This is a genomic window from Pseudomonas sp. Tof1 (genome assembly GCF_055390395.1).
Genome location: NZ_AP024344.1, coordinates 1,061,076 through 1,080,138, shown reverse-complemented (window position 1 = coordinate 1,080,138; position 19,063 = coordinate 1,061,076). Strand labels below are relative to the sequence as shown.

Annotated in this window: 17 protein-coding genes and 2 pseudogenes; 10 read left to right on the top strand and 9 right to left on the bottom strand. The window is 61.4% G+C overall.

Annotated elements, in window-relative coordinates; translation table 11 throughout:
* Positions 1–219: 219 nt before the first annotated feature.
* The 4 genes from ACZ5KU_RS04905 (at position 220) to ACZ5KU_RS04890 (ending at position 3,713) form a co-directional block, all read left to right on the top strand.
* Positions 220–2,031 (top strand): penicillin-binding protein activator, encoded by a 1,812-nt coding sequence (locus ACZ5KU_RS04905; RefSeq protein WP_054059871.1) that lies wholly within the window; start codon positions 220–222, stop codon positions 2,029–2,031.
* The gene (locus tag ACZ5KU_RS04900; protein ID WP_054059872.1) at positions 2,031–2,402 is read left to right on the top strand and encodes a YraN family protein; all 372 of its coding nucleotides are present in this window, start codon (positions 2,031–2,033) and stop codon (positions 2,400–2,402) included. The genes ACZ5KU_RS04905 and ACZ5KU_RS04900 overlap by 1 nt, the downstream gene beginning before the upstream one ends.
* Positions 2,403–2,544: 142 nt before the next feature.
* The gene (locus tag ACZ5KU_RS04895) at positions 2,545–3,138 is read left to right on the top strand and encodes a phosphoheptose isomerase (RefSeq protein WP_054059873.1); all 594 of its coding nucleotides are present in this window, start codon (positions 2,545–2,547) and stop codon (positions 3,136–3,138) included.
* A complete protein-coding gene (locus ACZ5KU_RS04890; RefSeq protein WP_054059874.1) occupies positions 3,135–3,713 on the top strand; it encodes a BON domain-containing protein in 579 nt (192 codons plus the stop codon). Before ACZ5KU_RS04895 ends, ACZ5KU_RS04890 begins: the two co-directional genes overlap by 4 nt.
* Positions 3,714–3,789: 76 nt before the next feature.
* Here the strand turns inward: ACZ5KU_RS04890 and ACZ5KU_RS04885 are convergent, their stop codons facing one another.
* From ACZ5KU_RS04885 to rplM, 7 genes and pseudogenes are all read right to left on the bottom strand, one after another.
* The gene (locus ACZ5KU_RS04885; RefSeq protein WP_054059875.1) at positions 3,790–4,194 is read right to left on the bottom strand and encodes a ClpXP protease specificity-enhancing factor; all 405 of its coding nucleotides are present in this window, start codon (positions 4,192–4,194) and stop codon (positions 3,790–3,792) included.
* Positions 4,194–4,823, bottom strand: a complete 630-nt coding sequence (locus tag ACZ5KU_RS04880) for a glutathione S-transferase N-terminal domain-containing protein (protein ID WP_054059876.1) — start codon at positions 4,821–4,823, stop codon at positions 4,194–4,196. Before ACZ5KU_RS04880 ends, ACZ5KU_RS04885 begins: the two co-directional genes overlap by 1 nt.
* Positions 4,824–5,012: 189 nt before the next feature.
* Entirely contained in the window at positions 5,013–5,795 is a 783-nt protein-coding gene (locus ACZ5KU_RS04875) for a cytochrome c1 (protein WP_054064178.1), read from the bottom strand.
* Positions 5,795–7,006: a cytochrome b gene (locus ACZ5KU_RS04870; RefSeq protein WP_054059878.1), complete on the bottom strand. Its 1,212-nt coding sequence runs from the start codon at positions 7,004–7,006 to the stop codon at positions 5,795–5,797. The genes ACZ5KU_RS04875 and ACZ5KU_RS04870 overlap by 1 nt, the downstream gene beginning before the upstream one ends.
* Positions 7,006–7,599 (bottom strand): ubiquinol-cytochrome c reductase iron-sulfur subunit, encoded by a 594-nt coding sequence (gene petA / locus ACZ5KU_RS04865; RefSeq protein ID WP_026145298.1) that lies wholly within the window; start codon positions 7,597–7,599, stop codon positions 7,006–7,008. Before petA ends, ACZ5KU_RS04870 begins: the two co-directional genes overlap by 1 nt.
* Before the next feature lie 250 nt (positions 7,600–7,849).
* Positions 7,850–8,242: a 30S ribosomal protein S9 gene (rpsI, locus tag ACZ5KU_RS04860; RefSeq protein ID WP_054059879.1), complete on the bottom strand. Its 393-nt coding sequence runs from the start codon at positions 8,240–8,242 to the stop codon at positions 7,850–7,852.
* 110 nt (positions 8,243–8,352) lie between these two features.
* A pseudogene (rplM, locus tag ACZ5KU_RS04855) lies at positions 8,353–8,684 on the bottom strand (50S ribosomal protein L13); the annotation flags it as partial.
* Positions 8,685–8,930: 246 nt separating this feature from the next.
* Here rplM and ACZ5KU_RS04850 point away from each other — a divergent pair.
* Positions 8,931–9,971 carry an NADP(H)-dependent aldo-keto reductase gene (locus tag ACZ5KU_RS04850; protein WP_054059880.1) on the top strand — a complete coding sequence of 347 codons (1,041 nt, stop codon included), beginning with the start codon at positions 8,931–8,933 and terminating at the stop codon, positions 9,969–9,971.
* 226 nt (positions 9,972–10,197) lie between these two features.
* Here ACZ5KU_RS04850 and ACZ5KU_RS04845 read toward each other — a convergent pair whose 3' ends face one another.
* Positions 10,198–11,334 carry an acyl-CoA dehydrogenase family protein gene (locus tag ACZ5KU_RS04845; protein ID WP_464736887.1) on the bottom strand — a complete coding sequence of 379 codons (1,137 nt, stop codon included), beginning with the start codon at positions 11,332–11,334 and terminating at the stop codon, positions 10,198–10,200.
* A gap of 221 nt (positions 11,335–11,555) precedes the next feature.
* Between ACZ5KU_RS04845 and ACZ5KU_RS04840 the strand changes: the two are divergent.
* From ACZ5KU_RS04840 to ACZ5KU_RS04820, 5 genes and pseudogenes are all read left to right on the top strand, one after another.
* Positions 11,556–12,475: pseudogene (locus tag ACZ5KU_RS04840) on the top strand (GlxA family transcriptional regulator).
* 196 nt (positions 12,476–12,671) lie between these two features.
* On the top strand, positions 12,672–14,618 hold the full coding sequence (locus tag ACZ5KU_RS04835; RefSeq protein ID WP_464736886.1) for a flavin monoamine oxidase family protein: 1,947 nt from the start codon (positions 12,672–12,674) through the stop codon (positions 14,616–14,618).
* Positions 14,619–14,689: 71 nt separating this feature from the next.
* A complete protein-coding gene (locus tag ACZ5KU_RS04830) occupies positions 14,690–15,586 on the top strand; it encodes a nitrilase family protein (protein WP_054064174.1) in 897 nt (298 codons plus the stop codon).
* 13 nt (positions 15,587–15,599) lie between these two features.
* Positions 15,600–16,784, top strand: coding sequence for a hypothetical protein (locus ACZ5KU_RS04825; RefSeq protein ID WP_054064173.1), 1,185 nt, complete (start codon positions 15,600–15,602; stop codon positions 16,782–16,784).
* 109 nt (positions 16,785–16,893) lie between these two features.
* A complete protein-coding gene (locus ACZ5KU_RS04820) occupies positions 16,894–17,880 on the top strand; it encodes an asparaginase (protein ID WP_054059885.1) in 987 nt (328 codons plus the stop codon).
* 34 nt (positions 17,881–17,914) lie between these two features.
* Here the strand turns inward: ACZ5KU_RS04820 and zapE are convergent, their stop codons facing one another.
* Entirely contained in the window at positions 17,915–19,009 is a 1,095-nt protein-coding gene (gene zapE, locus ACZ5KU_RS04815) for a cell division protein ZapE (RefSeq protein ID WP_026145296.1), read from the bottom strand.
* Positions 19,010–19,063: the final 54 nt, after the last annotated feature.

Genomic DNA, 19,063 nt, shown 5'->3' with positions numbered 1-19,063 from the left:
AGCGCACACCTCAAGAAGAACGAAAAACCCATTGTAGCGCGTAGAAGCCCTGCCGATATGCTCCACGACGGCGCGATGACCCCGCCCAGGCGCAAAGAGCCGGGTCTCTGACACGCCTTGTACGACCAAAATTGACGGTTTCACGCCAGCGACATCGCGCCCCGGCCAGTGCTTGGGTACAATTCCACGCTAATTTGATCGAGTATCAGGAACACTTACATGATCGCTTGCCTGCGGCTGTTCTCTGCCCTCTGCCTCGCTGCCTTGCTGGCGGCCTGCGCCAGCTCGCCCTCTTCCAGCCTTGGCGAACTCCCACGGACCCCGGACGCCAGCATCGAGCAACTGCTCGAACAGGCCTCCGCCAGCAAGACACCGGACAAGGCCGCCCTGCTGCGCCTGACCGCCGCCGACCTGGCCTACCGCCAGAAGGACACCGGTCGCGCCGCGCAGATCCTTGCCCAGGTGCAGTTGGACCAGCTCAAGCCGGGCCAACAGGTTTTCGCCAGCACACTGGCCGCCGAACTGGCGATGACCCGCAATCAGCCGAAGGCGGCCCTCACCGCCCTGAGCCACCCGAGCCTGGAGCACCTGGGTGAATTGCCGGTGGACCAGCAGATCCGCACCCAGACCGTTCGCGCCCGCGCCCTCGAAGCCGACGGCCAGACCCTGGCAGCCGCTCGCGAGCGCATCTTCATCGCCCCGCTGCTCAGTGGCGATGCCGCTCGCGCCAACCACGAAGCGATCTGGGCACTGATCGCCGCACTGCCGACCGATCAGTTGCAACCCAGCGGTAACGACGACCTCAGCGGCTGGCTCGGCCTGGCCCTGGCGGTGAAGACTTCCGGCACGCTGGAACAGCAACAGGCGGCGATCGACACCTGGCGGGCACAGAACCCCAAGCACCCGGCAGCCCAGCAACTGCCGCAGGCGCTGGTGAAACTCAAGGAGCTGGCCAGCCAGCCGCTGAACAAGGTCGCCCTGCTGCTGCCTAACGAAGGCCAGCTGGCCTCGGTCGGCAAGGCTCTGCGCGAGGGTTTCATGGCGGCCCAGTACCAGGCCCAGCAAGCCGGACAGAAGCCACCGGCCATCGAGTTCTACGACAGCTCGCGCCTGACCTCCCTCGACGATTTCTATCGCAAGGCCCAGGCCGCCGGCGTGCAACTGGTCGTCGGCCCGCTGGAAAAACCCCTGGTGAAGCAGCTCAGCGCTCGTACGCAACTGCCGATCACCACCCTCGCACTGAACTACAGCGAAAGCGCGCAGAACCCGCCGCAACTGTTCCAGTTCGGCCTCGCCGCAGAAGACGAAGCCCGCGAAGTTTCGCGTCGCGCCCGTGCCGACGGCCTGCACCGCGCTGCCGCCATGGTGCCGAAAGGTGAATGGGGCGACCGCGTACTCAAGGCCTTCCGCCAGGACTGGGAAGCCAACGGCGGCACCGTGATCGGTGTCGAACGTGTCGACCAGCCGGTAGCCCTGGCCCAACAGATCGCCGACCTGTTCCAGTTGCGTCAGAGCGAAGGTCGCGCCAAGAGCCTGCAAAGCACCGTGGGTGGCCAGGTTGTCGCCCAGCCTTCGCGTCGCCAGGACATCGAGTTCATCTTCCTTGCCGCCACACCGCAGCAGGCCCAGCAGATCAAACCGACCCTGAACTTCCAGTACGCCGGTGACGTACCGGTGTACGGCACCTCCCACCTGTTCAGTGCAACCGGCGACATCAACCAGTACAACGACATGAACGGCATTCGCTTCTGCGAAACCCCGTGGCTGCTGGACGCCAACGATCCGCTGCGCAAGCAGGTGACCGCGCAATGGCCACAAGCCGCCGGCAGCCTGGGCCGCCTGTACGCCATGGGTGTCGACGCCTTTCGCCTGGCGCCACGCCTGGGCCAGCTCAAGGCACTGCCAGACAGCCGCATCGACGGCCTCTCCGGCAGCCTGAGCATGGACCAGGGTCAACGGGTCGAGCGCCAACTGCCCTGGGCACAGTTCGTCAGCGGTCAGGTCCAGCGCCTGCCGGATACCCCACGCTGATGCCGCAAGGCTCACGCCTGGAAAGCGGCAAGGATGCCGAGAGCCTCGCGCTCCGGCATCTCGAACGACAGGGACTGCGCCTGCTGGCGCAGAACTGGTCATGTAAACGCGGCGAGCTTGATCTGGTCATGCTCGACGGCGATACAGTAGTATTCGTCGAAGTTCGTTATAGAAAAAACACCCAATGGGGTGGTGCCGCGGGCAGTATCGATGCCCGCAAGCGCAAGAAGTTAATATTCGCGGCGCAGTATTTCCTGCAACGCGAATCGCGCTGGTCCAGCAGCCCCTGCCGTTTCGACGTGGTTGCCATAGAAGGCGCCCTCGACATGGCACCCCGATTGAACTGGCTACGGAATGCCTTCGACAGCTGAACCCGACTGTCGACCCGGTTACTTTCATTCACCGATTTTGCTCTTTGCTTTACGGGCCGCACACGACTTGCGCCGAACGGCCCGGAACCATCCGGGCAGCACTCGAGCCAGGCAACCGCCCCACTTAAGGTCACCTACATTGATGGACATGCAATCCCGAATTCGCCAGCTTTTCCAGGCCAGTATCGACACCAAGCAACAGGCGATGGACGTTCTTGCACCTCACATCGAGCAAGCCAGCCAGATCATGGTCAATGCCCTGCTCAACGAAGGCAAAATGCTCTCCTGCGGCAATGGTGGCTCGGCGGGCGACGCCCAGCATTTTTCCTCGGAACTGCTCAACCGCTTCGAACGCGAACGACCGAGCCTGCCGGCCATCGCCCTGACCACCGACAGCTCGACCATCACCTCGATCGCCAACGACTACAGCTACAACGAAGTCTTCTCCAAACAGATCCGCGCCCTCGGCCAGCCTGGCGATGTTTTGCTGGCCATTTCCACCAGCGGCAACTCGGCCAACATTATTCAGGCAATCCAGGCCGCACATGATCGCGAAATGGTTGTCGTAGCCTTGACGGGACGTGATGGTGGCGGCATGGCCTCGCTGCTGTTGCCCGAGGACGTGGAGATCCGCGTTCCCAGCCATGTCACCGCACGTATCCAGGAAGTCCACTTGCTGGCGATCCACTGCCTGTGCGATCTGATCGACAGCCAACTGTTCGGGAGTGAAGAATGACCGTTAATCGCCTTAGCCTGCTGGCTTTGACTCTGTGCCTGGGCCTCAGTGGCTGCAGCTCGGTGCTGACCGCAACCCGCGATGGTCCGATCAATGACGACCAGGGCACCCGCACCCTGGGCAGTAAGATCGACGACTCGGTGATCGAAACCAAGGTCGCGGTCAACGTCGCCAAGGCCGACCCGGATCTGGACGCCGCCTCGCACATCGTCGTGAGCAGCTACAACGGCATCGTCCTGCTCGCCGGCCAGACGCCACGCGAAGACCTCAAGGCCAAGGCCGAACAGGCTGCGTCGAGCGTCCAGCGCGTGAAGAAGGTCAACAACGAACTGCAGATCCTGCAGCCCTCCTCGTTCGCCGCACGCAGCAACGACACCTGGCTGACCAGCAAGATCAAGACCCAGATGCTGACTGACAACACCATCCCCGGCTCGCGCATCAAGGTGATCACCGAGAACGGTATCGTCTACCTGATGGGCCTGGTCACCCAGCAGGAAGCCGCACGCGCAACCAACCTGGTACAAGGCGTCGGTGGCGTGCAGAAGATCGTCAAACTGTTCGAGTACATCGACTGAGGGCCTTGCCCCCGCAAACGAAAAAGCCCCTGTCACCGAAAGATGACAGGGGCTTTTTCATGCCCATCCGCTGCTGTTACTTCACCACCTTCAGGCTAGGACGCCCACTCGGACGCGGCGGCTCCGGCCCATCGTCATCCGGCTCGACTTCATTGTCGTCGTCTTCCAGTGGCGACTCGAGATCGAAGACCATGCCCTGGCCGTTTTCCCGGGCATAGATCCCGAGAATCGCGCCAATGGGCACATACAGCGTATGGGCCACACCACCGAAACGCCCCTCGAAACTGACCGCTTCGTTATCCATGTGCAGGTGACGCACGGCACTTGGAGAAATATTCAGGACGATCTGCCCGTCGCTGGCAAAGCCTTGCGGCACCTGGACCGAGGGGGCCTCGGAATTAACCAGGATGTGCGGCGTACAATCGTTATCCACTATCCATTCGTACAGGGCACGAACCAAATAAGGACGGCTGGAGTTCATTAAGCAGCTCCTTGGCGCATATCGCGTTCGACACCAGACAGGCTTGCCTGGAAAGCCTCACGCGCAAACTGGCGCTCCATATAATCGAGCAGCGGCTTGGCTTGCCGCGGCAGTTCAATACCCAGAATTGGCAAACGCCAGAGTATCGGTAATAGACAGCAATCGACCAGACTTTGCTCCTCACTCAGGAAGAAAGGCTTGTCGGCGAACAACGGAGATACCCCGGTGAGGCTCTCGCGCAGTTCCTTGCGCGCCTGCACACGCGCCGGCTCCTTGGTCCGCGAGTCCAGGATCAGGTCGACCAGCCCGCACCAGTCACGCTGGATGCGATGCATCAGCAGCCGGCTGTTGGCCCGCGCCACGGGATAAACCGGCAGCAGCGGTGGATGCGGGTAACGCTCATCCAGGTATTCCATCACCACAGTCGACTCCCACAACGCCAGGTCACGATCGACCAGGGTGGGCAGGCTGCCGTAAGGGTTCACTTCAGTCAGCTTCGCTGGCTGACGTCCCGCCTCGACACTGATGATCTCGGCACTGACACCCTTTTCCGCCAACACAATACGCACTCGGTGGGAATAGTGGTCGGCGGGGTCGGAGTAACAGGCCAACCGATTGGTCACGCCCATGGCGGTCCTCCTCGCTTGTTTGAAATGGTCGAAACGCAAAAACGAGCGCGCCCAAGGGAAGCCTCCCGTAACGAGTGGAGAAGACGGCCGGCGAAGCCTTTTCGGCTCCGCCCCCTCCACACCAGTTCGTTACGTCTCAGAGGCACCCTTGGGCGCGCACGATTGACTGACAGCTATATTACAACGTTATCAGTGCACATCCTTCCAGTATTCGCGCTTGAGCAGATAAGCGAATACGAAGAGGAAGGCCAGGTACAGCAGAACGTAAGTACCGATGCGCTGATGCTGCAGCTTCACCGGGTTGGCCGAGTAGGCCAGGAAGGTCACCAGGTTCTTGACCTTCTCGTCGAACTGCTCTTCCGTCAAGGCACCGGTCTTCGGCACGATGGTCAGTTGGTCGCACGCTTCATGAGTCAATGGCGTGCCGGTCAGCGGATCATACTGCTTCTTGCCATTCTCGACGATTTGCACCTGCTTGCAACCGACGACCTGACGACCCTGCAGGCCCACCAGCACGTTCGGCATGCCGACGTTCGGGAAGACCTTGTTGTTCACGCCCCATGGACGTGCCGGATCCTCGTAGAAAGAACGCAGGTAACCGTACAGCCAGTCGGTACCACGCACCCGCGCCACCAGGGTCAGGTCGGGCGGAGCCGCACCGAACCAGGCCTTGGCATCCGCCGGCTGCATGCCGATGCTCATGTGGTCGCCGATCTTGGCGCCGGTGAACACCAGGTTCTTGAGCATCAGGTCATGGGGAATACCCAGGTCATCTGCGACCCGCTCGTAACGCTGGAACTTGGCACTGTGGCAACCCATGCAGTAGTTGGCGAAGGTCCGCGCACCATCCTGCATGGCCGCCTTGTCGGAAACGTCGATGTCGACCTTTTCAAGCTCGGGACCACCATGCTCGGCAGCGAAGGACAGAACCGGCAGGGCCGCGAGCAGCAAAACAGCAAATAGTTTTTTCATCAGCCAGTCACCCTTTCCGGAACCGGTTTGGTCTTCTCGAGCCGGGTATAGAACGGCATCAGAATGAAGTAGGCGAAATACAGCACGGTGCACACCTGCGACAGCAGCGTACGCTCCGGCGTCGGCGCCATGACGCCCAGCCAGCCAAGGATCAGGAAGGACACACAGAAGATCACCAGCCAGATCCGGCTCAGCCAGCCCTTGTAGCGCATCGACTTGACCGGACTGCGATCCAGCCACGGCAGCACGAACAGCAGGGCAATCGAGGCGCCCATGGCGAGAACCCCCATGAGCTTGTCCGGCACCGCCCGCAGGATCGCGTAGAACGGTGTGAAGTACCAGACAGGGGCGATGTGCTCCGGCGTCTTGAAGGCGTTGGCCACCTCAAAGTTCGGTTTTTCCAGGAAATAACCGCCCATTTCCGGGAAGAAGAACACTACGGAACAGAAGACGAACAGGAACACCACCACGCCGACGATGTCTTTCACGGTGTAGTACGGGTGGAACGGAATGCCGTCCAGCGGTACGCCGTTTTCGTCCTTTTTCTTCTTGATGTCGACACCATCGGGGTTGTTCGAGCCCACTTCGTGCAGCGCCAGGATGTGCAGCACCACCAGGCCGAGAATCACGATCGGCAGGGCCACCACATGCAGGGCGAAGAAGCGGTTCAGGGTGATCCCGGAAATCAGGTAGTCACCGCGGATCCACTGGGTCAGGTCGTTACCGATGACCGGGATCGCGCCGAACAGCGAGATGATCACCTGCGCGCCCCAGTAGGACATCTGCCCCCACGGCAGCAGGTAGCCCATGAAGGCCTCGGCCATCAGCGCCAGGTAGATCAGCATGCCGAACAGCCAGACCAGCTCGCGCGGCTTCTGGTACGAACCGTAGAGCAGGCCACGGAACATGTGCAGATAGACCACGATGAAGAACGCCGAAGCGCCGGTGGAGTGCAGCAGACGCAGGATCGCGCCGTACTCGACATCACGCATGATGTATTCGACGGAGGCGAAGGCCTCTTCCGCCGAAGGGGTGTAGCTCATCGTCAGCCAGACACCGGTGACGATCTGGTTGACCAGCACCAGCAGCGCCAGGGAGCCGAAGAAGTAGAGGAAGTTGAAGTTTTTCGGTGCGTAGTACTTGCTGAGATGGTCTTCCCACATCTTGGTGGCGGGGAAGCGCGCATCAACCCAATCCATGAACTTGCTCATCACGCTTTCTCCTGATCGACGCCAACGACAATGATCGTGTCGGACTCATAGGAATGCGGCGGAACCGGCAGGTTCAAAGGCGCGGGCTGGGCCTTGTAGACACGACCGGCGAGATCGTAGTGGGAACCGTGGCAAGGGCAGAAATAGCCGCCTACCCAGTCCTTGCCGAGGTCGGCGGGTGCCACTTCCGGACGGAAGGTGGGAGAGCAACCCAGGTGGGTGCAGATACCGATCAGCAGCAGCACTTCCGGCTTGATCGAACGCGTCTTCGGATCGACGTAGGGGGGTTGTACCGAGTTCTTGGAGGTTGGATCGGAGAGCTGCCCCTCGATCTTCGTCAGATTCCCCAGGATCTCTTCGGTGCGGCGAACGATGAAGACCGGCTGGCCACGCCACTCGGCAATCATCTGCTGCCCCGGGTCGATCTTGGCGATATTCACTTTCACCGGTGCACCGGCGGCTTTCGCCTTGGCACTGGGAAACCATGACCCCACGAACGGGACCGCAGCCCCTACCGCTCCTGCAGCTCCTACCACGGATGTGGCTGCTACGAGAAAGCGACGCCGGCCTGCATTCACGCCGTCATTGCTCATTCAGTCCTCTCCCATCAGCTTTGTGGCCTGTTAAATCAGGCGTCTAAGTAAAAATCTATCGTTATAAAAATTTTGCCGAATGGTAATGAAAAGCCCCACCTCTGACAAGGTAATTACCCGGCACACAGTGCCCCAGGCCTTGTAGTATAGGGGGTCTACGGATGTGGCAAGTTGTCACAGCAAATATTTCGCCCATAAAAAAAGCCCGGTTCCACATGGGAACCGGGCTTCTTTTGAAGCGGGTAGCGAATTAACGCTTCGAGTACTGCGGACGCTTACGCGCTTTACGCAGACCCACTTTCTTACGCTCAACTTCACGAGCGTCGCGGGTAACGTAACCAGCTTTACGCAGGGTGCTGCGCAGGGTTTCGTCGTAATCCATCAGGGCACGAGTGATGCCGTGGCGGATTGCGCCAGCCTGGCCACTCACGCCACCACCGATGACAGTGACGTAGACGTCGAACTTCTCGACGGTCTCGGTCAGTTCCAGCGGTTGACGAACTACCATGCGGGCAGTTTCGCGACCGAAGAACGTGTCCAGGGAGCGGTTGTTGATGGAGATGTTACCGGTACCTGGACGCAGGAAAACGCGTGCGGTTGCGGTCTTGCGACGGCCAGTGCCGTAGTTTTGAGTCGCCGACATAATGAACTATTCCGTTAAATCTTCAGTTCTTGGGGCTGCTGAGCAGTATGAGGGTGTACAGCGCCCGCATAGACTTTCAGCTTACGGTACATGTCGCGACCCAGCGGGTTCTTAGGCAGCATGCCTTTTACCGCGGTCTCGATCACGCGCTCAGGGCCTTTGCGATCAGCTTTTCGAAGTTGATCGACTTGATGCCGCCCGGGAAACCGGAGTGGGAGTAGTACATCTTGTCGGAGGTTTTAGCACCGGTCACACGAACCTGCTCGGCGTTGATGACGACGATGTAGTCACCGGTATCGACGTGCGGGGTGTATTCGGCTTTGTGCTTGCCACGCAGACGGCTCGCGATTTCGGTGGCCAGACGACCCAGGGTCTGACCAGCAGCGTCGACGACAAACCAGTCGCGCTTAACTGTTTCCGGTTTAGCAGTAAAAGTTTTCATTCTTTATAGCCTCAGGGGCCGCCTGTAAATTAAGACGGCGGATCTTACTGAATAGTGCGTACTTTGACAAGGTCAAAGGCAGCCGGATACAGACGCTATCGGGGGCTCGGGTCGGCGCGTCCGTTCAACGGCAAGATTCTTTGGCGGCGGCGCATCACTTCCACTGCATAAAGAGGTGCGCAATTATCCAGATTGCCAAAAAAAATTCAACCTGCTTTTATGGGTGTTTTCCCACGGGAGCAGCCAATGGAATACCGTCAGCTAGGCCGAACCGACCTGAACGTGAGCGCAATTTGCCTGGGGACCATGACTTGGGGCGAGCAGAACACCGAGTCCGAAGCCTTTGCCCAGATCGAGCGCGCCAAGGCCGCCGGCATCAACTTCATGGACACCGCCGAGATGTACCCGGTGCCGCCCAGGGCCGAAACCTATGCCAGCACCGAACGCATCATCGGCAACTGGTTCAAGCAGCGTGGCGACCGCGACCAGTGGGTCCTGGCGAGCAAGATCGCCGGCCCCGGCAACGGCATCGGCTATATTCGCGACGGCAACCTCAAGCACAACCGCCGGCATATCGTCGAAGCCCTGGATGCCAGCCTCAAGCGCCTGCAGACCGACTGGATCGACCTCTACCAACTGCACTGGCCGGAGCGCAGCACCAATTTCTTCGGGCAGTTGGGCTACAAGCACAAGGCCGACGAGACCTTTACGCCGATCGAGGAGATCCTCGAAGCGCTGGACGAGCAGGTCAAGGCCGGCAAGATCCGCCACATCGGCCTGTCCAACGAAACGCCATGGGGCACCATGAAATTCCTGCTCGAAGCCGAGCGCCGCGGCTGGCCGCGGGCGGTGTCGATCCAGAACCCCTACAACCTGCTCAACCGCAGTTTCGAGGTCGGTCTGGCGGAAGTCGCCCTGCGCGAGCAATGCGGCCTGCTGGCCTATTCGCCGATGGCGTTCGGCTTCCTCTCGGGCAAGTACGAAGGTGGTGCGCGCCCGGAAAAGGCCCGCCTGAGCCTCTACAGCCGCTTCAGCCGCTACTTCAACCCGCAATCGGAAGCCGCCTGCAGCCGCTACGTCGCCCTGGCCCGCGAACACGGCCTGGACCCGGCACAGATGGCCCTGGCGTTCGTCACCGGGCAGCCGTTCGTGACCAGCAACATCATTGGCGCCACGACCCTGGAACAGCTGGACAGCAACATTGCCAGTGCCGAACTGAAGCTGTCGGAGGAAGTGCTGGCGGGGATAGAGGCGATCCACAAGGATCAGCCGAACCCGGCGCCGTAAACCGGGAACGGGGTCTGCCATGAGATCCTGTTCGCGGATGAATCCGGCTCCCAGGAAGCGCGACGCATGTCAGCCAGGTTCTGCAGCTTATCGGCAGTAAGCTGAAGACCGTTGGCCCCCACAAGTCGTCGCGTAGATCACAGGTTCCGTGAGCGCCGAAAAACTGTGGGAGCCGGATTCATCCGCGAACGGGCCATCCCGGGCTGCGCAGCCTCAGCTCCCGCCCTCACAGCGATCGCGCAATGATCTCCTTCATGATCTCGTTGGTCCCCGCATAGATCCGCTGCACCCGCGCATCCGCCCAGGCCCGGGCCACCGGGTACTCCCACATGAAACCGTAGCCACCATGCAGTTGAACGCATTCGTCGAGCACCTTGCACTGCAGGTCCGTGCCCGAGTACTTGGCCATCGCCGCGGTCGGCACATCGAGCCGGCCCTCCAGATGCAACTCCAGGCAGCGGTCGACGAACACCCGGCCGATCTGGATCTCGGTGGCCATCTCCGCCAGTTTGAAGCGGGTGTTCTGGAAGTCGGCGATCGCCTTGCCGAAGGCCTTGCGTTCGCGGGTGTAGTCCAGCGTCCACTGCAACGCCGCCTCGGCCGACGCCAGCGCGCCCACCGCCACGGTCAGGCGCTCCTGGGGCAGTTCCTGCATCAGGTAGGCGAAGCCCATGCCGGCCTGCCCCAGCAGGTTCTCCTTCGGCACGCGGACATCCTGGAAGAACAGCTCCGAGGTGTCCTGGGCCTTCATCCCGACCTTCTCCAGCCGCTTGCCCTTGGCAAAGCCCGGCGTATCGGCCTCGACCAGAAACAGGCTGGTGCCCTTGGCCCCGGCCTTCGGATCGGTCTTGGCGACCACGATCACCAGGTCGGCGAGAAAGCCATTGGTGATGAAGGTCTTCGAACCATTGAGGACATACTCGTCGCCATCGAGCACCGCCGTGGTCTTGACCCCCTGCAGGTCGGAACCGGCCCCCGGCTCGGTCATCGCGATGGCCGTGACCATTTCGCCACTGACCAGGCGCGGCAGGTACTTGAGCTTCAGCGCTTCACTGCCGTAATGCAGGATGTACGGCGCGACGATGTCCGAATGCAGCGAGAAGCCGATGCCGCTCAGGCCCAGCCGGCTGATCTCCTCGATCACCACCGCGCTGTAGAGAAAGTCCGCCGCCATGCCGCCGTAGGCCTCCGGCAGGTGGGAGCAGAGCATCCCCGCCTGCCCCGCCTTGCTCCATAGCTCGCGATCGACATAACCACGCTTTTCCCACTGGGCATGAAAGGGCAACGCCTCCTGCTCGAGGAACTTGCGTACGCTGCCGCGGAATAGCTCGTGCTCGGAACTGAACAGGGTTCTGGGAATCATGCGGGCACCTTGCAGACACACTGAAGCCGGGATTGGCCCAGTGAGCCTATGCCAGCGTTTTACCTCGAACCACTGGACACATGCGACAAAAAATAAGACGATCCAGCCGTTTGTTGACCACTATCCCTTATAAGAATAATCGAATCATGGCTAACACTTCCTCGACGTCCTTGCGGCGCGTCAGCATCCTGGCTACCGACCGGGTCTTCGCCTCGACCCTCATGCAAGCCAAGGACTTCTTCCATCTCGCCAGCCTGCGCCATGGCAAGCAGCTCGGCCAGGGACTCACCCCCGCCTTCGAGACACGCCTGGTCAGCCCGGACGGCAACCCCGTGGGCAGCTTCAGCGACGTGATCATGCCGGTGGACGGCGGCCTGGCCGATACCGATGTGATCATCCTGCCGGCGTTCTGGGACGACTTCGACAACCTCTGCCAACGCTACCCGCAGGTCCTGCCCTGGCTGCGCGAACAGCACGCCCGTGGCGCCGTGCTCTGCGGCGAGGCGACCGGGGTCTTCTGGCTGGCCGAAGCCGGCCTGCTCGACGGCAAGGAGGCCACCACCTACTGGCGCTTCTTCAACACCTTCAGTGAACGCTTCCCCAACGTCCACCTGAACCAGGACAAGCACCTGACCGACGCCGACAACCTGTACTGCGCCGGCGGCACCACCTCGGCCTGCGACCTCTACATCTACCTGATCGAGCGATTCTGCGGGCCAACATCGCCCAGGCCGTGGCCCGCGACATCCTCTACGAAGTGCAGCGCAGCTACGCGCCGGGACGCATCGGCTTCGGCGGCCAGAAGCTGCACCAGGACGTGATCATCCTGCAGATCCAGCAGTGGCTCGAAGAACACTTCGCCGACAAGTTCCGCTTCGAGGATGTGGCCCGCGACCACGGCATGAGCATCCGCAACTTCATGCGCCGCTTCCAGACCGCCACCGGCGACAAGCCGCTGCACTACCTGCAGCGCCTGCGCATCGAGACCGCCAAGGGCCTGTTGTCCGGCACCCGCAAGAGCATCAAGACCATCAGCTACGAGGTCGGCTACGACGATGCCAGTTTCTTTGCGCGACTGTTCCGCCAGCACACCGAACTCTCACCGAACCAGTATCGACAACAGTTCCAGCAGGCCGCCTGAACCACGGCGCTGCTGTCCGACTGCATAGGCAGGAGCGCCCTGAACCTCCATACCAGAATACCGCGCAGTCCCCACCTCGAAACTCCAGACTCGTTCGGCAACCCTCTCCCAACGGCCAATGACAAGGAGTTTCAAGGATGCCGTCCGAATCGCCCGCAACCCCCATACACGGTACGCCTCAACCGGACAACAATCGTTGGCGCCCCCTTTCCCCAACCCACCCGACTTGTGTTTCGACTACCGAAAACTGGTTGAACAACCCGGCGGCATTGCCGATGCCAGCGGTATCAATCACAAGGTCGCCATCGTTGGCGCCGGAATAACCGGGCTGACCACGGCCAGGGAGTTGCTGCGCTGCGGCTTGCGCGACATAACCCTGTTCGAACAATCGAGCCGGGTCGGTGGGCGCCATCTGACAGTGGTGGACCGAAGCCTGCCCGCCGGCGCCGGCTCCACCCCCTTCGAAATGGGCGCCATGCGCCTGCCCTTCTTCAATCGACGCGGTGAGCCGCCACTCGAAGGGCGATCCCTGCAGGCCTACTACACGAAGCTGTTCCAGTTGAAGATTTCCGACTTTGCCAACCCCGGCAGCGCCCATGTGAACGGCACCGGGATTTTCCTGCGCGACGGCCTGCTGGACACGCAAACCACTCCACAGATGCTCATCTGGAACAACCATGACGGGCAAACGCCGCCACCCGGTGAATCGCTGCAGCGGGTATATGGCAAATGGAGGGCCTTCGTTGCACGCCTGGACAAGCAGATACAGACACACTATGCCGGCCCGGGTTGGGAAAGCCTTTGGGCAGCCATCGCCCAGCGTTATGAAAGCCTGTCGTTTCGCAGTCTGCTGGCTCTGGCACCGCTGGAGAACTGGAATCCATCCAACCCCGGTGACTTCGGCGGGGTGGGTATGAACGCAGAGGAATCGGCGATCTTCTACGCGATCGGTATCGGCGACGGCAGTTGGGGAGCATTTTACGACGCGTGCTGCCTGTATCCGATACGAACCGCACTCTTCGGGTTCAGCGACCAGTTGCAACTGATCCACGGTCGCGTCGACGATCGAGGCAAGCCTCTACCGGCACCTCATCTGCACCAGTACGAACTGCTCGACTCCCACGGGCTGGCTTTCGATGGCCCCCGATACCTGGGAGTTGCAGCGCTGGACGAGTGCATGCTGTTCCTGGATATCGACAAGCCAGGCAGTTCCTTTTTCGACCATTGCAAACAACGCGGAGCGGGATTCTCCAGCCAATCCAGGGTCACGGGCCTGAGCAAACTGACCAACCAGAAGATCCGCGTGCACTACGAACGGCAATGGAGCGACCCGCAGCGACGCCTGTCCTGCCACGAAGACTTCGACTCGGTTGTACTCACCCTGCCATCCTGGCTGATCGAAACCACGATCCAGCTCGTTGGCTTCACCGAGCAGATGCTGCCATTTCAAATCCGCAACGCCTACCAGACAGCGCACTGGGAAACCAGTTGCAAGGTATTCGCGCCCTTGCAGAAGCGCTTCTTCAGCGACGCCCATGGCATTCCCCAGGCGATGGTCACGGACAGCCTGATTCACGACGTCTACACCTACCGCTACAACGAGAGCTACCCCAACGACTGCATTCTGCTGAGCTACACCTGGGAGGACGATGCGACCAAGCTGGCGATATTCAGCGACCGGGAACTGGTCGCCAAGTGCATCGCCGAGCTGGACCGGATCCTGCTGCGCGCCAGCAATATCAACCGACGTATTTCTCCCTACATCGATGCCGACAAGGCCCGGGTCCATCGCTGGATCACTGATCGCAACGCTCTCGGCGCGGCACGGCTGTATCGCCCCGGGACCTACTACGATGTCATCGACCTGATGAGCTACAACCGCAACTACTCGGCCGGCAGTGGCCTTTACCTCTGCGGGGAGTCGTTCTGCGTCGACGCCGGCTGGACCGAACCCTGCCTGCGCGGAGCGGTGGACACCGTCATCCACCTCTGCGACAGGATTGGAGCCCGTTTCAACGGCGGGTTCAGATTGAATGATTACCCCATCTACGCCAGCCGCCCGAAAACGCCTGGGAACGTTCAAAATACCTCGCCGACATCAGGAAATACCCCGCAGAACTCAGAGGAAAAAGCCGACAGATAAATTTCGTTTGATGGCATCTCATAAACCCACCAATTCAATCGGATTGGGTAATAAGAATGAGAGCACATCAAATGAATGACTCCAGACACGCCATCAGCCCCGCCCGCATTGCCGTCGTACAGTTCGACCCCCAAGTCGGTATCACCCGACGCAAGCACAACCTGCAGCGCACTCTCGAGCTTGCAACCCAGGCGGCGAGCGCCGGAGCCAATCTCATCGTGCTGCCGGAACTGGCCAACACCGGCTACATGTTCCGCGACCGCGAGGAAGCTTTCGCCCACGCCGAGGAGATTCCGGCCGGAGACAGCGTACAGGCCTGGATCGACCTGGCCTGCAAGCACCAGGTCTATCTGGTCGCGGGTCTTGCCGAGCGTGATGGCATACAACTGTTCGACTCGGCGGTACTGATCGGCCCGCAAGGATTCATCGGCAAATACCGCAAGGCGCACCTATGGAACGCCGAGAAGCTCTGGTTCACTCCCGGTGATCTTGGCTTCCCGGTGTTCGATACCCCTATCGGGCGCATCGGCCTGCTGATCTGCTGGGACATCTGGTTCCCCGAAGTCCCGCGGCTACTTGGCCAACAGGGCGCAGACATCATCTGCAGCCTGAACAACTGGGTCTGGACCCCACCCCCACTGTTCGACCAAAGCGGCCGTTGCATGGCGTCCTACCTGACCATCACCGCCGCACATGTCAACAACGTCTTCATCGCCGCTGCGAACCGCATCGGCAGTGACCGTGGCGAGCGCTTTCTAGGTTGCTCGTTGATTGCCGGCACCAACGGTTGGCCGATTGGCGAAGTGGCAAGCGCCGAGGAGGAGGTCATCCTGTATGCCGACATCGATCTCTCCCAGGCTCGCAGCGCACCGATCTGGAACAGCCTGAACGACCTGCCACGTGACCGTCGCGCCGATCTCTATGACAGCATGCTCGGCTATACCCGCCATCCTGCCCTACCACGCTGACAAGGAGGCGGTCATGAACAAGCGGTCCTTTGAGAACCAACGTGACTACCTGCCTGCCTACCTGCTCACGCTCTACCTGGTGATTCCCTGCCTGCTGATTGCCTGGATGATGCTGTCGGGCAGCCTGCCGCCATGGCCGGACTACCAGCACATGATGGACAGCCTGCCAGCGCCGGGCGCCTGGCTGCGCTGGTGGGTCGGCGATATCAGCGAAGTGGCTTTCTACAAACACGAATTGGCTTCACTGGGGCTGCTGGCCGGCGCCGCCCTCGGCCACTGGGCCTACCGCCAGGGCAAGTCCTGGCAGGGCTTCGCCATCGCGTATGGCAGCGGACTGTGGCCCTGGCTGATCAGCAGTTCGCTGCTCGGCCTGCTGCTGAGCAACCTGCTGTGGGGCTGGACCGTTCCACGCTTCGGCTGGCAACCAACGTTCGCCGCTTTCGTCTCAGTGCCAGCGGCGACGGTGCTGCTGTTCGGTGCAGGCTGGAGAATCGCCGTTACCGGTGCGGTGATGGGCGCGCTGCTGGTCACACCACTGTGCCTGTTACTGGTCAATTTCCTGTGCACGCCACTGGAACTGCCCGCGGTCATTGGCAACGTGTCAGGCATGGCACTGGGTAGCGTGCTGGCCTTTCTCATCTGCCGGAGTTGGCCGATGCTGGTACGGCCTCTGCCGCCAGCCCGCGAAACATCGGCATCCCCCCAGCCAGCCCAAACGCACAAGTATGGCTTGGGCTGGGGCATGCGCCGGGTGCTGGCGGACTTCTCCGAAGCACCGTTCTTCGGCAACGAATGGGCAAGTCTCGGCCTGCTGCTCGGCGTGCTGCTGGCCTATGTGCTGAACCCGCTCGCGCCGGCCTATGGCTCGGGCCTGCTGCTGTCGATACTTGCAGCTCAGGCACTGTCCTCGGTCATTGGCGTCACGCTCTGGCGCCAACAATGGATCGAACTCGGCTGGTATCCCACCTACATACCGATCGTATCGGTGGCTCCCGCTGCGGTCCTCAGCCACGGCGGCAGTCCCCTGGTGGTACTCGCCAGTGCGATGTTTGGTGCCCTGCTTGCACCGCCCCTGGCCGTGGCACTGTCAAGGCGTCTGCCCACTTACCTGCACCCGTACATCGGCAACGTGTTGTCGATGGCCATCAGCACCCTGCTGATCGTCCCGCTGGTGGGGGTAATGCTGCGCCTGACTTGATCCTCGCAGGCTCGCCAACGGAATTGCCCCATTGCGACCACTCCCCTGAACCGGCACTCCCCTTGGGTTGCCGGCCAGGTTCTTTCAGTCCTCAACCAGCGAGTACACCATGTCCCTTCCCTTGCTTTCCATCGCTGCCCTCGGCGGCACTGTCAGCATGCAGGCAGCCCGCCCGAACGGCGGAGTCATGCCCAGCCTGGACGGCCAGACTCTGCTGTCTCAGGTCCCGCAACTCAACGCAAGCGCCCGGGTCATCGTCGAAACCTTGTGCCTGCAAGCCAGCGCCTCGCTGGATTTCGAACGGCTGCTCGATGTCCTGGCCTGGGCTCGGGAACAGGTTGCCCAAGGGGCCAGCGGGGTACTGATCACCCAGGGGACTGATACCCTGGAGGAATCCGCATTCTTCCTCGACCTGCTCTGGCCGTTCGATACGCCACTGGTGTTGACCGGAGCCATGCGCCCGTCCTCGCAACTCGGCGCCGACGGCCCGGCCAACCTGCTGCAGGCCGGTCTGGTGGCGCTGGCTGCCGAGAGTCGAAAGCGGGGCGTCCAGGTGGTACTCAACGGCCAGGTTCACGCCGCTGCCCGGGTACGCAAGATCGACGCACTGGCACTGGAGGCGTTCAGCTCGCCGCTGTTCGGTCCGGCCGGGCTGATAATCGAGAACAACGTCCGCTACCTGCACCCACCGGCAGAGCGCAGGACCCTGCCACTGCCGCAGCGTCTCGACCAGCGAGTCGCCATGCTCGAGGCGACCCTGTCAGCCGACACCCTGCTGCTGGAGCAGCTCCCGGGGTTGGGTTACGAGGGGCTGGTCATCGCCGGCTTCGGCGCCGGTCATGTCAGCGAGCACTGGGCCAACATTGCCGCTGGCCTGGCGCGACATATCCCGGTGGTGGTGGCAACACGCACAGGTGCGGGCCCGACGGCGACCAAATCGTATGGCTTCATCGGCAGCGAGATGGATCTGCTCAAGCGCGGAGTGCAGATGGCTGGCGCCCTCTGCCCGCGCAAGACGCGAATACTGCTGTGGCTACTGCTCGGCTGCCAATGCATGGAGGAGTTGCCCGACTGGCTCGGGCATTTCGACCTGTAGTCGAGGGGCGTCGAGCGACGCCCCGGACGCTGTCCTAGGGCTTGTGCGCCCGCGACAGGAATTCGTGGGACTGCATTTCCAGCAGACGGCTGAGGGTCCGCTGGAATTCGAAGGTCAGGCGACCACCGGTGTAGAGATCCTTGAGCTCGACTTCCGCCGAGATGATCAGCTTGACGTTGCGGTCGTAGAACTCGTCGACCATGTTGATGAAGCGACGGGCGATGTCGTCGGTGGTGACGCTCATCTGCTCGACGCCGCTGAGCAGCACGGCGTGGAAGATCTTGCCCAGCTCGATGTAGTCGTTCTGGCTGCGCGGGCCGTCGCACAGTTCGCGGAAGTCGAACCAGGCCACGTCATCACAGGTGCGCAAGGCGCGGATCTCGCGGTTCTCGATGATCAGCACATCGTTTTCCACCGCCTGGGTGCATTCCGGCGTCAGCGCGCGGAAGCTCTGGCGCAGGCTTTCGTGGGCGGCTTCATCGAGCGGGAAGTGATACAGCTCGGCCTGTTCGAGGTGACGCAGGCGATAGTCGACGCCGCTGTCGACGTTGACGATCTCGGTGTTCTGCTTGATCAGGGCGATCGCCGGGAGGAAACGCGCGCGCTGCAGACCGTCCTTGTACAGGCCGTCCGGGACGATGTTCGAGGTGGCGACCAGGGTCACGCCGTTCTTGAACAGTTCTTCCATCAGGGTACCGAGGATCATCGCGTCGGTGATGTCGGAGACGAAGAATTCATCGAAGCAGATCACCCGGGTCTCGGCGGCGAAGCGCTTGGCGATGATCGTCAACGGGTTCTTCTCGCCGCCCAGGGTCTTCATTTCCTCGTGCACGCGCTTCATGAAGCGGTGGAAGTGCGTACGGGTCTTTTCCTTGAAGGGCAGCGCTTCGAAGAAGGTATCCACCAGGTAGGTCTTGCCGCGACCCACGCCACCCCAGAAATACAGGCCCTTGACCGGCGCCTGGTCTTTCTTGCCGAACAGCTTGCCGAGCAGGCCCGGTTTGTTCTGCGAGGCCGCGACCAGGTCGTCGTACAGGCGCTGCAAATGGCGCACAGCCGTTTCCTGGGCCGCGTCATGAAAGAACTCGGGACGTTTCAGATCAGCTTGATATCGTTCTAGGGGCGTCATAATTTCGTTAGCGAGGTAACAAAAACGGGCCGTCACTTTAGCGATGGCCCGTAG

Bases quoted from the DNA above. Each gene is read 5' to 3' on its own strand.
- ACZ5KU_RS04905 (WP_054059871.1), top strand. From the start codon at position 220: ATGATCGCTTGCCTGCGGCTGTTCTCTGCCCTCTGCCTCGCTGCCTTG.
- ACZ5KU_RS04900 (WP_054059872.1), top strand. From the start codon at position 2,031: ATGCCGCAAGGCTCACGCCTGGAAAGCGGCAAGGATGCCGAGAGCCTC.
- ACZ5KU_RS04895 (WP_054059873.1), top strand. From the start codon at position 2,545: ATGGACATGCAATCCCGAATTCGCCAGCTTTTCCAGGCCAGTATCGAC.
- ACZ5KU_RS04890 (WP_054059874.1), top strand. From the start codon at position 3,135: ATGACCGTTAATCGCCTTAGCCTGCTGGCTTTGACTCTGTGCCTGGGC.
- ACZ5KU_RS04885 (WP_054059875.1), bottom strand. From the start codon at position 4,194: ATGAACTCCAGCCGTCCTTATTTGGTTCGTGCCCTGTACGAATGGATA.
- ACZ5KU_RS04880 (WP_054059876.1), bottom strand. From the start codon at position 4,823: ATGGGCGTGACCAATCGGTTGGCCTGTTACTCCGACCCCGCCGACCAC.
- ACZ5KU_RS04875 (WP_054064178.1), bottom strand. From the start codon at position 5,795: ATGAAAAAACTATTTGCTGTTTTGCTGCTCGCGGCCCTGCCGGTTCTG.
- ACZ5KU_RS04870 (WP_054059878.1), bottom strand. From the start codon at position 7,006: ATGAGCAAGTTCATGGATTGGGTTGATGCGCGCTTCCCCGCCACCAAG.
- petA (WP_026145298.1), bottom strand. From the start codon at position 7,599: ATGAGCAATGACGGCGTGAATGCAGGCCGGCGTCGCTTTCTCGTAGCA.
- rpsI (WP_054059879.1), bottom strand. From the start codon at position 8,242: ATGTCGGCGACTCAAAACTACGGCACTGGCCGTCGCAAGACCGCAACC.
- ACZ5KU_RS04850 (WP_054059880.1), top strand. From the start codon at position 8,931: ATGGAATACCGTCAGCTAGGCCGAACCGACCTGAACGTGAGCGCAATT.
- ACZ5KU_RS04845 (WP_464736887.1), bottom strand. From the start codon at position 11,334: ATGATTCCCAGAACCCTGTTCAGTTCCGAGCACGAGCTATTCCGCGGC.
- ACZ5KU_RS04830 (WP_054064174.1), top strand. From the start codon at position 14,690: ATGAATGACTCCAGACACGCCATCAGCCCCGCCCGCATTGCCGTCGTA.
- ACZ5KU_RS04825 (WP_054064173.1), top strand. From the start codon at position 15,600: ATGAACAAGCGGTCCTTTGAGAACCAACGTGACTACCTGCCTGCCTAC.
- ACZ5KU_RS04820 (WP_054059885.1), top strand. From the start codon at position 16,894: ATGTCCCTTCCCTTGCTTTCCATCGCTGCCCTCGGCGGCACTGTCAGC.
- zapE (WP_026145296.1), bottom strand. From the start codon at position 19,009: ATGACGCCCCTAGAACGATATCAAGCTGATCTGAAACGTCCCGAGTTC.